This is a genomic window from Frigoribacterium sp. PhB118 (genome assembly GCF_003751725.1).
Lineage (GTDB): Bacteria > Actinomycetota > Actinomycetes > Actinomycetales > Microbacteriaceae > Frigoribacterium.
The window spans coordinates 47,935-61,277 of record NZ_RKID01000003.1 but is presented as its reverse complement, the minus strand read 5'-3'; the positions used below and the strand labels follow the sequence as shown (position 1 = coordinate 61,277).

The 13,343-nt window shown below is 73.2% G+C and carries 12 protein-coding genes; 6 read left to right on the top strand and 6 right to left on the bottom strand.

Annotated features, from left to right (window positions below; all coding sequences use genetic code 11):
• Positions 1–64: 64 nt before the first annotated feature.
• Entirely contained in the window at positions 65–1,045 is a 981-nt protein-coding gene (locus tag EDF21_RS09815) for an NAD-dependent epimerase/dehydratase family protein (protein WP_056043339.1), read from the bottom strand.
• 154 nt (positions 1,046–1,199) lie between these two features.
• Entirely contained in the window at positions 1,200–2,120 is a 921-nt protein-coding gene (locus EDF21_RS09810; protein WP_123571231.1) for a copper homeostasis protein CutC, read from the bottom strand.
• A 72-nt stretch (positions 2,121–2,192) separates the two neighbouring features.
• On the opposite strand from EDF21_RS09810, the gene EDF21_RS09805 reads away from it, so the two are divergent.
• On the top strand, positions 2,193–3,938 hold the full coding sequence (locus tag EDF21_RS09805) for an AMP-binding protein (protein ID WP_123571230.1): 1,746 nt from the start codon (positions 2,193–2,195) through the stop codon (positions 3,936–3,938).
• A gap of 139 nt (positions 3,939–4,077) precedes the next feature.
• Here the strand turns inward: EDF21_RS09805 and EDF21_RS09800 are convergent, their stop codons facing one another.
• From EDF21_RS09800 to EDF21_RS09785, 4 genes are all read right to left on the bottom strand, one after another.
• Entirely contained in the window at positions 4,078–5,448 is a 1,371-nt protein-coding gene (locus EDF21_RS09800; RefSeq protein ID WP_233568452.1) for an N-acetylglucosamine-6-phosphate deacetylase, read from the bottom strand.
• Positions 5,445–5,840, bottom strand: coding sequence for a YrdB family protein (locus EDF21_RS09795; RefSeq protein WP_056043326.1), 396 nt, complete (start codon positions 5,838–5,840; stop codon positions 5,445–5,447). The genes EDF21_RS09800 and EDF21_RS09795 overlap by 4 nt, the downstream gene beginning before the upstream one ends.
• Before the next feature lie 34 nt (positions 5,841–5,874).
• Entirely contained in the window at positions 5,875–6,705 is an 831-nt protein-coding gene (gene purU / locus EDF21_RS09790; RefSeq protein WP_123571467.1) for a formyltetrahydrofolate deformylase, read from the bottom strand.
• Between the two features lie 133 nt (positions 6,706–6,838).
• Positions 6,839–7,255, bottom strand: coding sequence for a DUF1304 domain-containing protein (locus EDF21_RS09785; RefSeq protein WP_123571229.1), 417 nt, complete (start codon positions 7,253–7,255; stop codon positions 6,839–6,841).
• Between the two features lie 120 nt (positions 7,256–7,375).
• On the opposite strand from EDF21_RS09785, the gene EDF21_RS09780 reads away from it, so the two are divergent.
• The 5 genes from EDF21_RS09780 to EDF21_RS09760 all read left to right on the top strand — a co-directional run bounded on the left by EDF21_RS09780 (position 7,376) and on the right by EDF21_RS09760 (position 13,255).
• Positions 7,376–8,404 (top strand): LacI family DNA-binding transcriptional regulator, encoded by a 1,029-nt coding sequence (locus EDF21_RS09780; protein WP_056043320.1) that lies wholly within the window; start codon positions 7,376–7,378, stop codon positions 8,402–8,404.
• Positions 8,405–8,689: 285 nt separating this feature from the next.
• Complete coding sequence (locus tag EDF21_RS09775) at positions 8,690–10,003, top strand: hypothetical protein (protein WP_123571466.1); 1,314 nt, start codon at positions 8,690–8,692, stop codon at positions 10,001–10,003.
• A gap of 36 nt (positions 10,004–10,039) precedes the next feature.
• The gene (locus tag EDF21_RS09770; protein WP_369794350.1) at positions 10,040–11,341 is read left to right on the top strand and encodes a sugar ABC transporter substrate-binding protein; all 1,302 of its coding nucleotides are present in this window, start codon (positions 10,040–10,042) and stop codon (positions 11,339–11,341) included.
• Between the two features lie 11 nt (positions 11,342–11,352).
• Positions 11,353–12,363 carry a carbohydrate ABC transporter permease gene (locus tag EDF21_RS09765; protein WP_056044485.1) on the top strand — a complete coding sequence of 337 codons (1,011 nt, stop codon included), beginning with the start codon at positions 11,353–11,355 and terminating at the stop codon, positions 12,361–12,363.
• Between the two features lie 136 nt (positions 12,364–12,499).
• A complete protein-coding gene (locus EDF21_RS09760; RefSeq protein ID WP_218141852.1) occupies positions 12,500–13,255 on the top strand; it encodes a carbohydrate ABC transporter permease in 756 nt (251 codons plus the stop codon).
• The last annotated feature ends 88 nt before the right edge of the window (positions 13,256–13,343 follow it).

Genomic DNA, 13,343 nt, shown 5'->3' with positions numbered 1-13,343 from the left:
CGAAGCTCCAACGGGCCGGGGCCGGGGCCGGGGGCCGGGCCGGGGGCCGGGACCCGAGCCCGGGCTAGAGCGCGACGAGCCGCTCGTAGGCGTCGTCGACCCAGGGGTCGACCGTGCGACGGGAGGCGTCGGCGTCGTGCCACGCGACGATCTGGCGGGCTCCCTCGGCGAAGGGGACCCGCGCCTCCCACCCGGGCACCAGCGCGCGGATCTTCGACGTGTCGAACACGGCGGGGTGGCTGCGGTCGCCGCAGAGGTCGGCCGTCCACTCGGGCACCTCGTCGGTCAGGACCTGCGTCGTGCGGTGGACGACGTGCAGCGACGCCCCCGCGGCGTCGGCGAGGTCGCGCGCGATCATGTTCCAGGTGAGCAGCTCGGGCGACATGATGTGGAACGCCTCGCCCAGGGCGCCGGGGTGCCCGAGCAATCCGACGAACGCGCGGGCGAAGTCGCTCGAGTGGGTCAGCGCCCAGAGCGAGGTGCCGTCGCCGTGCAGCACGACCGCGTCCCCGCGGCGCATGCGCTCGATCGGGGTCCAGCCGCCGAGCAACGGCACGTGCGTCTCGTCGTAGGTGTGCGACGGCCGGACCACGGTCGCCTGCACCCGCCCGGCGAGGTGCTCGTCGCGCAGCAGGCGCTCGCAGGCGATCTTGTCGCGCGAGTACGACCACCACGGGTTGAAGAGCGGCGTCGCCTCGGTGATCGGCAGCGTCACCGGGGGCTTCTGGTAGGCCGACGCCGAACCGATGAAGACGTACTGGTCGGTGAGCGGGGCCACCACGCGCAGCATCGAGGCGAGCTGGTCGGGCGTGAAGGTCAGGAAGTCGGCCACCGAGTCGAAGCGACGCCCGTCCAGGGCGGCGACCAGCGCCTCCTCGTCCCGGACGTCGGCGACGAGCTGCTCGACGCCCGCCGGCACGGGCCGGATCGTGGTGCTTCCGCGGTTGAGCACGGTCACGGCCAGACCGTCGCGCAGGGCCTGCCGCACCACCGAGGCGCTGATCTGCCCGGTGCCGCCGATCACGAGGAGGGACGTCGATGTCATCGCTCCACTGTGCACCCCCGCGACCGGGGGCGGTCGCCGAGGTGGGCAGGAGTCGGGCAGGAGGCGCGGGTCGGGACCCTGGGGAGGAGGCGCGGTCGGGACCCCGGGACGGGTCGCGTCGCCGGGCCCCGTCGGCGTCGCGGCGGCCGCGGGATCAGGCCTGGTCGAGGGCGTGACGGGCGGCGCGGACCAGGTCGTGGTCGGTCTCGAACCACGAGTCGGTCGACGCCTCGGTGCCGAGCGACACGGTCGTCCCCGACCGGGACGAGGAGGCGCGCACGGCCCGCGCCCGCTTCGCCGAGAGGTGGACGGCGTCGACCCCCGCGGCCACGAGCGCCGGGACGTCGCCGAGCTGAACGCCGCCCCCGGCCATCACCTGCACGTCGCCCGCGACCTCGACCAGGCGCGGCAGCACCCCCGACGCCAGACCCGCCCCGACCGTGGAGGAGCCGCCCGACGTCAGCACGCGCGTGACGCCCAGCCCCGCCAGGGCCGTCACCGCCGCGACCGGGTCCGCCGCACGGTCCACGGCCCGGTGGACGGTGATCTCCAGTGGGCGCGGCTCGAGCGTGCGCGGCTCGAGCGGTGAGGCCCCGGGAACCCGCGCAGACCCCACGCCGCGCGGAGGGGTCTCGGCGAGGTCCTGGGGTCCGGCGACCCGGTGCCGAGGTGCGGCGGCGTCGAGCGCGGCTTCGACGAACCAGCGGAGGGCGTCGACGTCCAGCGAGCCGTCCTCGCGCAGCGCGCCCACGACGACGCCGGCCACGCCCGAGCGCACCAGCGCCCGGATCTCGCGCACCATCACGTCGAGCTCGTCCGCGTCGTACGCGAACCCGCCGGGCCGGCACCGCACCAGCGCGTGCACGGGCACGCCCGTCGCGACGGCCGCCTCGACGAGGCCCTGCGACGGGGTGACGCCCCCGAGCTCGAGGGCGCTGCAGAGTTCCACCCGGTCAGCTCCGCCGTCGCGGGCCGTGACGGCCCCGGCGGCGCTCGTCACCGCGATCTCGAGGGCGGGCCGCCGGCGGGCGGACGGGTCGGCGGATGAGGAGGCGCGGGTCGCGTCGTTCGTCATGTCACGACCCTAGGCGAGCGGCTCGACGGGCCCATGCCGGGCCGGGCATGGGGCGGGGTGCATGATGGCGGGATGTCCGACGCACCCGCATCCGCACCCGCCGAGGCCCCGGCCACCGCCGCCTACCGGGCGGCCCGCGACCACCTGCTGGGGCTCGGGCACGACCTCGACCGGGCGAGCGACGAGTTCCGCTGGCCGGACGTCGGCGACCGCTTCAACTGGGCGACCGACTGGTTCGACGTGGTCGCCGAGGGCAACGACCGCACGGCGCTCTGGATCGTCGAGGAGGACGGCTCCGAGCAGCGGGTGTCGTTCGACGCCATGCGTCGGCGCAGCGACCAGGTCGCCGCGTGGTTGCACGACCTCGGCGTCGCCAAGGGCGACCACGTCATGCTCATGCTCGGCAACCAGGTCGAGCTGTGGGAGGCCATGCTCGCCGTGATGAAGGTGGGCGCGGTCATCCTGCCGACGTCGACCGTGCTCGGCAGCGCCGACCTCGCCGACCGCATCGACCGCGGGCTCGTCCGGCACGTGATCGCCAACGCGGCCGACGCCCCGGCGTTCGCGGGGGTCGACGGGGTCGAGGCCGTCACGCGGATCGCGGTCGTCCCCGAGGGCGACCCGACCCCCGCGGGCTGGACGTCCTTCGGGGACTCGCACCGCGCCTCCTGGGACCGCCCCGACGTCGCCACCGCGACGGAGGACGCCTGCCTCGTCTACTTCACGTCGGGCACGACGAGCAAGCCGAAGATGGTCGTGCACTCGCACGCCTCGTACCCCGTCGGGCACCTGACCACGACGTACTGGCTCGGCGTGCAGCCGGGCGACGTGCACATGACGATCTCGTCGCCGGGCTGGGGCAAGCACGCCTGGAGCTGCTTCTTCGCGCCGTGGACCGCCGAGGCCACCGTCTTCGTCTACAACTACGGGCGCTTCCGCCCGGCCGAGCTCCGCGACCAGCTCGAGCGCGCCCGGGTGACCTCGTTCTGTGCGCCGCCGACCGTGTGGCGGATGCTGATCCAGTCTTCCCTGGGTCCGCGGCCGAGCGCCCTTCGCGAGGCGCTCTCGGCCGGCGAACCGCTCAACCCCGAGGTGATCGGGCGGGTGCAGCAGGGTTGGGGCCTGGACATCCGCGACGGGTACGGGCAGACCGAGACGACCGCCATCGTCGCGAACGCGCCCGGCGGCACGATCAAGGCCGGCTCGATGGGGCGCGCCCTGCCCGGCGTCGAGGTCGTGCTGGTCGACCCCGTCACGGGTGTCGTCGGCGACGAGGGCGAGGTCTGCCTCGACCTCACCACGCGGCCCGTCAACCTGATGACCGGCTACCTCGGCGACGCCGCCCGCACCGAGTCGTCGATGCGCGACGGGCTGTTCCACACCGGCGACGTGGCGGTGCGTGACGCCAACGGCATGATCACCTTCGTCGGCCGCACCGACGACGTCTTCAAGTCGTCGGACTACAAGGTCTCGCCGTTCGAGGTCGAGAGCATGCTGATCGAGCACCCGGCCGTCGCCGAGTCCGCGGTCGTGCCGGCACCCGACGACACCCGGCTGAACATCGTCAAGGCGTACGTGACCCTGGCCGAGGGGTGGGCACCCGACGCCGAGACCGCGCGGGCCGTCCTGGCTCACGCCCGGGTGTCGTTGCCCGCCTACGAGCGGGTCCGGCGGGTCGAGTTCGCCGAGCTGCCGAAGACGATCTCGGGCAAGATCCGACGCGTCGAGCTGCGTGACCGCGAGGAGGCGCTGGCCCGGTCGGGCGAGCGGGCCGCGGCCGAGTGGCGCGACGCGGACTTCCCCGACCTGAAGGGGTAGGGCCGCTCCGCGAGCCCGACGCCCCACGGCTCCGACTCACGGCACCGCGTGTCGTGCACGGCACCGCAACTCGTCGCGGTGCCGTGCACGAAACGCGGAGCGGGGCGGGGCGGGGTGGGGCGGGGCCGGCTGTCGGGGATCAGCCGGTGCGCAGTTCGCGCCCGGCGGCCCAGACCCGGGCGACCGTCCAGTCGTCGTGCCACGCGACGGCGTCGGCCACGTGACCGGGGGCCAGACGCCCGAGTGGCGGCCGGGCCCCGGCGGCCGGCGCCGTGCGCGGCGCCATGCCCAGCCCAGCGCCCAGCGCACGGTCCTGCGCCGTGCGCGCGACGCCGGCCTGCGCTCCGGACGTGCCCGCTCGCCGGCCCCCGGCGTCGAGGCCGAGCACGCGGGCCGGCACGAGCGTCAGCGCCGCGACGGCGTCGACGGCCGAGAGTCCGGTCCGGAGGACGGCGATGCGCAGGGCGGCGTCCTGCGTCAGGGTCGAACCCGCGATGGTCGACGTGCCCGTGAGCACGGCGACGCCGTGCTCGACCGTCACCGCGAGTTCGCCGATGCGGTAGTCGCCGTCGGCGGCTCCGGCCGCGGCCATCGCGTCGGTGATGAGGGCGACCCGCCGGGGCGCCGAGCGCAGCACGAGGTCCGCCACGGCCGGATGCACGTGCACGCCGTCGAGGATCAACTCGATCGTCACGCGTTCGTCGCCGACCGCCGCGACGAGCGGCCCCGGGTCGCGGTGGTGGATGCCGGCCATGGCGTTGAACGCGTGGGTCACGAGGCTCGCGCCGCGATCGAACGCCGCGCGGGCGAGGTCGAAGTCGGCCCCGGTGTGCCCGACGGCGGCGACCACGCCCGAGCTGACGAGCCGGTCGATCGCGTCGAGCCCGCCGGGCAGCTCGGGGGCGAGGGTGACCTGACGGACGACGCCGTCGCCGGCCTCGAGGAGGCTCTCGACCGTGGCGGCGTCCGGTTCGAGCAGGAAGTGCGGGGCGTGCGCTCCCCGCCGGTCGGGCGCCAGGAACGGTCCTTCGAGGTGTGCCCCGAGCACGAGCGGATCACGACGCATCAGGTCACCGACCAGCCCGAGCGACCGGGACAGCACCGGCACCGGGTTCGCGACGAGGCTGACCAACGAGCGCGTCGTGCCGTGCCGGCGGTGCAGCGCGAGTCCCGCGTCGAGGTCGTCCGGCCCGCCGTCGAAGGCGTGCCCGCCGCCTCCGTGCGTGTGCAGGTCGATCAGCCCCGGGGTGAGCGTGGCGCCCGCGAGGTCGACCGTGACGTCCGCGGGGGGCGGCACCGCGCCTCCTGCGGTCGGGTCGTCGGGTGCACCCGACGCCGCCGAGGAGGCGCGGGTCGCATCGACCCCGTGCCTCGCCCCGGCCGCCGCGCGCGACCCCGGCACCGTGGCGCCGGTGGCGACGATCACGTCGCCGTCGACGCGCATCCAGAAGCCCTCGACCACGCCGTCGGCGTCGACCTTGCGGGCGTCGGAGAACAGGGTGGTCGTCACCGGCGGGCCCCCCGGCCGTTCTCGCGACGGAAGGCCAGGACGCCCGTGACGCCGGCCAGGACGGCGAACGCCACGGCGACGACCGGGTAGCCGAGCATGGCCCAGGCGGCGACCACGGCACCCATGATCGCGATCTCGACCAGGGCCTTGCCGACGGCGTCGGTCGGGATCGGGGCGCGTGGCGAACGGAACAGGCCCCACACGACGATCGCGAAGAGCGGCGCGCCGATCATGAACGCCAGCGACGGGAACGGGAACGGCCAGGCGAGGTAGCCCCAGAAGCCGAGGCTCAGGAAGGCGAGGATCAGCGTGACGAACCGCACCACGTCGAGGGGGCCGACCGGGCCGCCGCGGGCCGGGACGGGGGAGGGGGCGGGGTCGGTCGGGGTCACGCGTCCAGCGTACGGCCGGTGTGCCCGGGCGGGGCTAGCGGAAGACGATGGTGCGGGCGCCGTCGAGCAGCACGCGGTCCTCGGCGAACCAGCGGACGGCCTGGGTCAGCGTGCGGCTCTCTTCGTCCTGGCCGATCGCCATCAGCTCGGGGGCGCTGCGGGTGTGGTCGACGCGGACCACGTTCTGCTCGATGATCGGCCCCTCGTCGAGGTCGCTCGTGACGAAGTGCGCCGTCGCGCCGATCAGCTTCACGCCGCGGGCGTGCGCCTGACGGTAGGGGTTCGCCCCCTTGAACCCGGGCAGGAACGAGTGGTGGATGTTGATCGCCCGCCCCTCGAGCGCGGCGCAGAGCTCGGGGCTGAGGATCTGCATGTAGCGGGCGAGCACGACCAGCTCGACGTCGTAGCGGTCGACGACCTGCAGCACGCGGGCCTCGAAGGCGGCCTTCGACTCGGGGTCGGTGACCGGGTGGTGCTCGAACCGCTTGCCGTAGAACTCGGCCAACCCCGACAGGTCGTCGTGGTTCGCCAGGATCAACGGCACCTCGATCGGCAGCTGTCCCGCCCGCTGCCGGAACAGCAGGTCGTTCACGCAGTGCGCCGCCTTGCTCGCGAGGACGAGGGTGCGGGTCGGGCGACCGACGACGTCGAGCTTCGCCCGGGCGTCGTAGTGCGCGAGCACGGGCGCCAGCGCCGCCTCGAACGCGTCGCGCTCGCCGGGGGCCTCGACCTGCAGGCGCATGAAGAACGTGCCGGTGTCGTGGCTCGAGAACTGCGCCGACTCGGTGATGTTGCCGCCCGCCTGCACCACGGCGCCGCTGATCGCGTGGACGATGCCGGGTCGGTCCTGGCAGACGAGCGTCAGCGTCCAGTGCGTCGTCGGGGCGGCCGGGGCAGCGGCCCGAGCGGCGTCGGCAGTCGCGGCGTCGGGGGCGGAGGAGGCGCGGGTGGCGTCGGTCACGTCGGTCACCCGCCCAGGGTAGTGCGGCCGAACCCGGTCACGCGGCGGCGATGAGCAGCGTGACGAGCGCGACGAGCGGGAGGAACCCCTGCGTGACCGCGGCGCGGGTCTTCGAGCGGTCCGAGAGCAGCAGGACGAGCGCGGCGGCGAGCATCGACCCCGTGCCCGCGACGAGCAGGGCGGTGCCCGAGGGGGATGCCTCGAAGGCGCTGCCCGCGCCTCCTGCCCCTCCTGCGGCGATCAGCACGACGCCCACGATCGTGACGATCGCGAGGAACAGGTTGTAGAAGCCCTGGTTGTAGGCGAGCGGCTTCGTGTGCTCGGCCTGGACGTCGTCGGTGATGCCGAAGGTCGCGCGGACGCGGGGGGTGGTCCAGAGGAAGGACTCCATCACGAAGATGTAGAGGTGCAGCAGGGCGGCGAGCGAGGCCGCGACGAGCGAGACGATGAGCATGCCCCGACCCTAGGGCCGGGCGGTCCACGCGAGGGTGGCGGCTGCGGCGGGTCAGTAGCATCGTGGGGGCGCAGCGGGCGCACACGGGCATCGGCACCGGCGAGGACGAGGAGGCGCGGCGTGGCAGAGCGGGTCACCATCGTCGAGGTCGCGGCCCGGGCCGGCGTCGCGATCAGTTCGGTCAGCAGCGCCCTCAACGGTCGCCCCGGCGTCTCGGAGCAGACCCGCGCGCGCATCCGCCAGGCCGCCGACGACCTCGGCTTCGTGCCGAGCGTCCGGGGCCGCAGCCTGAGCGCCAAGCGGGCCTTCACCGTCGGGCTCGTCGTGCACCGCGACCCGTTCGTGCTCGAGTCCGACCCGTTCTTCGGCAGCTTCATCGGCGGGCTCGAGTCGGTGCTCGACCCGCGCGGGTACGCGCTCATCCTGCAGATGGGGTCGGCGGCGGACGAACCGCTCGACCGCTATCGCCGGCTCGCGGCCGGACGTCGGGTCGACGGCGTCGTCCTGAACGAGCTGACGGTGGACGACCCGCGCGTCGAGCTGGTCCGCGAGCTCGACCTGCCCGCCGTCGGGGTCAACCCGGCCGGGGACTTCCCCCTGCCCGCCGTGCGCCAGGACGACTCGGCCGGCATCGGCGAGCTCGTCGAGCACCTCGTGTCGCTCGGTCATCGGCGGTTCGCCCACGTCGCCGGGCCCGGGCGCTTCGTCCACTCGCGGCGTCGCGGGGCCGCCTGGCGGGACGCCGTCGTCGGAGCCGGGCACGAGCCCGGGGCGGTCGTCGAGGCCGACTTCACCTACGACGGGGGCGCCCGGGCCGCCGCTCGCCTCTTCGGCCCGGACGCACCGGTCCACGACCGGCCCACCGCCGTCTTCTGCGCCAACGACCTGGCCGCCATCGGGTTCATGACCGAGCTCGACCGGCTCGGGGTCCGCGTGCCCGACGACGTCAGCGTGGCCGGGTTCGACGGCATCGATCTCGGGTCGTACGTGCGCCCCGGGCTGACCACGCTGACGACGGCTCCGCGGCTGATCGGGGCCGAGGCGGCGCGCCTCCTGCTCTCGGCCGTCGAGGGCGAGGCCGTCACCGACGCCGAGATCGAGCCCGCCCGGCTGCTGGTCCGCGCGTCGACGGGCCCCGCCGCCCGCTGACCCCGCGGCGCCCCGCGCTGCCTCAGAGATCGCTCGGCGCCCGGGCGTCGAGGACGCACCACGCTCGCGTCGTCGAACCACGTTCCGAGGTGGTTCGACGACGCGAGCGTGGTGCGCCCTGCGGCGGGAGCCCGATGGGTGCTCGTCGGGCGTCAGGTCAGGAGGCGCGGGTCGGGAGATCGCGCCGGGAGGGGTTCCGGCGCGGCGGCGGACGTGCTAGCTTCTCGATCTACCGAAACGTTTCGGTAGACGAGTGAGACCGCACACGACGAAGTGGGTGCCCCGATGACGACCGCCAGTGACACGACGAGCACCGAGGCGAGCGCCGACACCGGGCCCGACACGACGCGCGTCGACACCGGGCCCGACACGACGTGCGCCGACACCGGGCCCGACACGACGCGCGCCGACACCGGGCCCGACGCCGACGCGGCCCGCGCCGCCTCGAAGCCGTACCTCGTCCCGCTGACCCGGGAGCGCCTCCGGACGGTCCTCGACGAGGCCCTCGTCCACCGCAACGAGCTCACCGGCGCCCTCTCGCAGCTGACCTTCTCGAGCCCCGCCGCCTACGAGCCGGGCCGCCCCGACTGGGCGGTCGGCCCCTTCACCGCCGACCCGGCGTTCACCTTCACGCTGGACGGCCAGTGGCCCGACCCCGACGGACTCGGCTGGACGAGCGAGTCGCTCTACAACCCCAGCCTCATCGAGCACGACGGCACGCTGCACCTGTTCTACCGGGCCTCGCCCCGCAAGGAGAGCCTCGGCAGCCGCATCGGCCACGCCACCCTCGCCCTCACCCCCGACGGCGAACCAGCACCCGGCGCCGCCTGGGTCGACGACCCGGCCAACCCGGTCGTCCGTCCCACCCTCGACGACGAACTGCTCGGCACCGAGGACCCCAAGGTCTACCGCGCCGAGGGGCGCTTCTGGCTGTTCTACAACGGCGTCTTCCCGATCACCGAGGAGGCGCGGGTCGCGCACCCGAGCCCCGGTTACCCCGTCCAGGCGGTCGGCATCGACCTGCTGGTCGCCGTCAGCGACGACCTCGTCTCCTGGCAGAAGCTCGGCCCGATCGCCGACCACGAGCAGACGCGGCTCTGGGCCAAGGGCGCCGTGATCCCGCGCGACGAGCACGGGAACGCGGTCCGCCTCGGCGGCAACGGCAGCGGCAGCGGCAGCCACGACGACGGGGACTACCTCATGTTCGTCAGCGAGGGCTTCGACGGCGTGCTGCACGTCGGCCGCTCGGACGACCTGCGCCACTGGACCTTCGAGCCCGTGCCGTACCTCGACCTGTCGGGCGTCGGCGGCCACCTGCACGAGGTCGCCGCCGCGATCGTCACGGGCGACGGCCGACTCGTGCTGGACGTCTTCCACGACGTCGACGGGGTCTTCGCGGCGAGCCAGGCGCTCTACGACGTCGGGCGTCCGGTCGACCAGCTCGCCCTCACGTCCGGCGGGTCGCTCAGCTGGGGCGGCCTGCAGCAGATCGGCGGCCGCTGGACCTTCGCCCAGGGCTGGGACGCCCCCGCCGGCCACCGCGACCTGTACTTCTACCGCACCGACCCGCACGCCCCCGTGCCTCAGACCACCCCCTAGCCACACCCGCAGCACCACCCACCCAAGGAGAACACCGTGCAACGACGCACACGCTTCACCCGCCGCGCGACCCTCGGCGCGACCGTCCTGGTCGCCGCCCTCGGCCTGACCGCCTGCTCCGGCGGCGGCGGCGCCTCGAGCGACGCCCTCACCGCCAAGGGCCCCATCACCATCTGGTACTCGAACAACGAGCAGGAGGTGACCTGGGGCAAGGCCATGGTCGAGGCCTGGAACGCCGACCACCCCGACGAGCAGGTCAAGGGGCAGGAGATCCCCGCCGGCAAGTCGAGCGAAGAGGTCATCGGCGCCGCCATCACGGCCGGCAACGCCCCCTGCCTCGTCTACAACACGGCCCCCAGCGCGGTCGGGCAGTTCCAGAAGCAGGGCGGCCTGGTCGACCTGTCGAGCTTCGACGACGGCGCGAGCTACATCGAGGAGCGCAGTGGCGACCTCGCGAAGCAGTACCAGGACGCCGACGGCAAGTACTACCAGCTGCCCTGGAAGTCGAACCCGGTGATGATCTTCTACAACAAGGACCTCTTCACGAAGGCCGGCCTCGACGCCGAGAACCCCGACCTCTCCACCTACGACGACTTCCTCGCGACGTCGAAGACCCTGGTCGACGCCGGCGTCTCGAAGTACGCCATCCACCCGGCGCCGACGAGCGAGTTCTTCCAGTCGCAGTTCGACTTCATGCCGCTCTACGCGGCCGAGACCGGCGGCACCGGCCTCGTCGAGGACGGCAAGGCGACCTTCGCCGACACCGCCGGCGAGGACGTGGCGACCTTCTGGCGCTCGCTCTACGAGCAGGGGCTGGCCGGCCAGGAGCAGTACACGGGCGACTCGTTCGCCGACGGCGAGGCCGCGATGTCGATCGTCGGGCCGTGGGCCGTGTCGGTCTACGAGGACGTCAACTGGGGTGCCGTGCCCGTCCCGACCAAGGACGGCACGAGCGCCGACGAGACCTACACGTTCAGCGACGCGAAGAACGTCGGCATGTACACGGCCTGCGAGAACCAGGGCACGGCGTGGGACTTCCTGAAGTTCTCCACCAGCAGCGACCAGGACCGCGCCCTGCTCGAGACCACGGGCCAGATGCCGATCCGCACCGACCTGGCCTCGACCTACTCCGACTACTTCGACGCGAACCCCTCGTACGCGCTCTTCGGCGACCAGGCGGCCCGCACGGTCGAGGTGCCGGCCGGCCCGAACACCGTCGCCGAGTTGCAGGCCTTCCGCGACGCGTGGTCGAGCAGCGTGATCTTCGGCAAGGGTGACGTCGACTCGTCGCTGAAGGACGCCGCGGACAAGATCGACGAGCTCGCGGCGCAGGGCTGATCGTGTCCACCGTGCACGAGGCGGCGGCAGCGTCGCCGACCGCCGGACGAGCCGAGGAGGCGCACCGCGCCTCCTCGGGGGGTCCCGGCTCCGGGCACCGGGCGGGCCGTCGCCGCGACGGCGACCCGCGCGGGCGTCGGCGGGGCGGCCCCCTCGGCAAGCACCCGCTCGGCCTGCTGTTCAGCGCGCCCTACCTGGTGTTCGTGCTGGCGGTGTTCGCGTACCCGTTGGTCTACGCGGTCTACATCGCGTTCCACGACTACTTCTTCACGGCGCCCGGTGCCGTCGTCGCGCGGCCCTTCGTCGGCCTCGACAACTTCGTCACCGCGTTCACCGACCCGGCGGTCATCCGCTCGTTCGGCAACGTCGGCGTCTTCCTGGTGATCAACGTGCCGCTGACGGTCGTGCTGAGCATGGTGCTCGCCACGGCGCTCGACAAGGTCGCGCACTTCCGGGGGTTCCTGCGGGTGGCGTTCTACGTGCCGTACCTGACGGCGAGCGTCGCCGTCGTCGCGGTCTGGTTGTTCCTCTTCAACGGCGACGGTCTCGTGAACAACGTGCTCGGGCCGCTGGCCCCGACCCCGTCGTGGCTGATCAACTCCGCCTGGGCCATGCCCTCGATCGCGTTGTTCGTCACCTGGAAGCAGCTCGGCTTCTACATCCTGCTGTACCTCGCGGCTCTGCAGAACGTGCCCAAGGAGCTGTACGAGGCGGCCTCGAGCGACGGTGCCGGCCCGATCCGGTCGTTCTTCACCGTCACCGTCCCGGGCGTGCGTCCGGCCACCGTGCTCGTGCTGCTCGTCTCGACCGTCACGGGGGCGAACCTCTTCACCGAGCCGTACCTGCTGACCGGGGGAGGCGGGCCGAACGGCGCGTCGACCTCGCCCGTGCTGCTGATGTACCAGAAGGGCATCGAGCAGGGGAACCCCGACCAGGCCGCCGCGATCGGCGTCGTGCTCGTGATCCTCGTGCTGGTCATCGCCCTGCTGCAGAACCGGTTCGCCGGCGGAAAGGAGGACTGAGATGACCGTCTCCGACGAGACCACCGCCCGCCCCCTGCGGGTCGGCAAGAAGCCGCCGCTGACCCGGGCCCAGACCACGCTGCGCGGCGTCGTGCTGGCGATCGGCGCCCTGGCGTTCCTCTTCCCGTTCTACTACATGGTGATCGGGTCGCTGCAGACCAAGCCCGACCCGACCGTGGCCGGGGCGTTCCCGCACCCGTCGAACCTGACGGTCGAGAACTACGCCGCGATCGACAGCCGCATCGGGCTGCTCAGCGGCCTGCTCAACTCGGGCATCTTCACGGTGGGCGTGCTCGCCTGCACCCTCGTGTTCGGGGTGCTGGTCGGCTACGCGCTGGCCGTGCTGCAGTGGCGCGGTCGCGGGGTCACCTTCGCGCTGGCGCTGCTCGTGCAGGTGGTGCCCTTCCAGCTGCTGATCATCCCGCTGTACGTGCTCATCGCGCGCAACTACGGGCTGAGCGACAACTACCTGGGCATGATCCTGCCGTTCGCCATCAACTCGACGGCGGTGATCATCTTCCGGCAGTACTTCCTGCAGCTGCCGAAGGAGCTCTTCGAGGCCGCGCGCATCGACGGCACCGGCGAGTTCCGGCTGCTGTGGAACATCGCCTTGCCGCTCGTGCGCCCGGCGCTGGTCACGGCCCTGCTGCTGACCTTCATCGGTCCGTGGAACGAGTTCCTCTGGCCGTTCCTCATCACCAAGGAAGCGTCGATGCAGCCGCTCGCCGTGTCGCTGGCGAACTACATCAGCAACGTGGCGGCGACCGCGGCGAACCCGTTCGGTGCGACCCTCGCGGGCGCCGTCGTGCTGGCCGCTCCGGTCGTGCTGCTGTTCATCGTGTTCCAGCGCTACTTCATCTCGACCGACGTCGGCTCGAGCGTGAAGGGCTGACCGACCGCCTCCCGACCCGAGGAGGCGCGCTGCGCGACCGACGCGCCCCGCGCCTCCTCGGCTCCCCACCCCCAGACCGGGTCGTCGT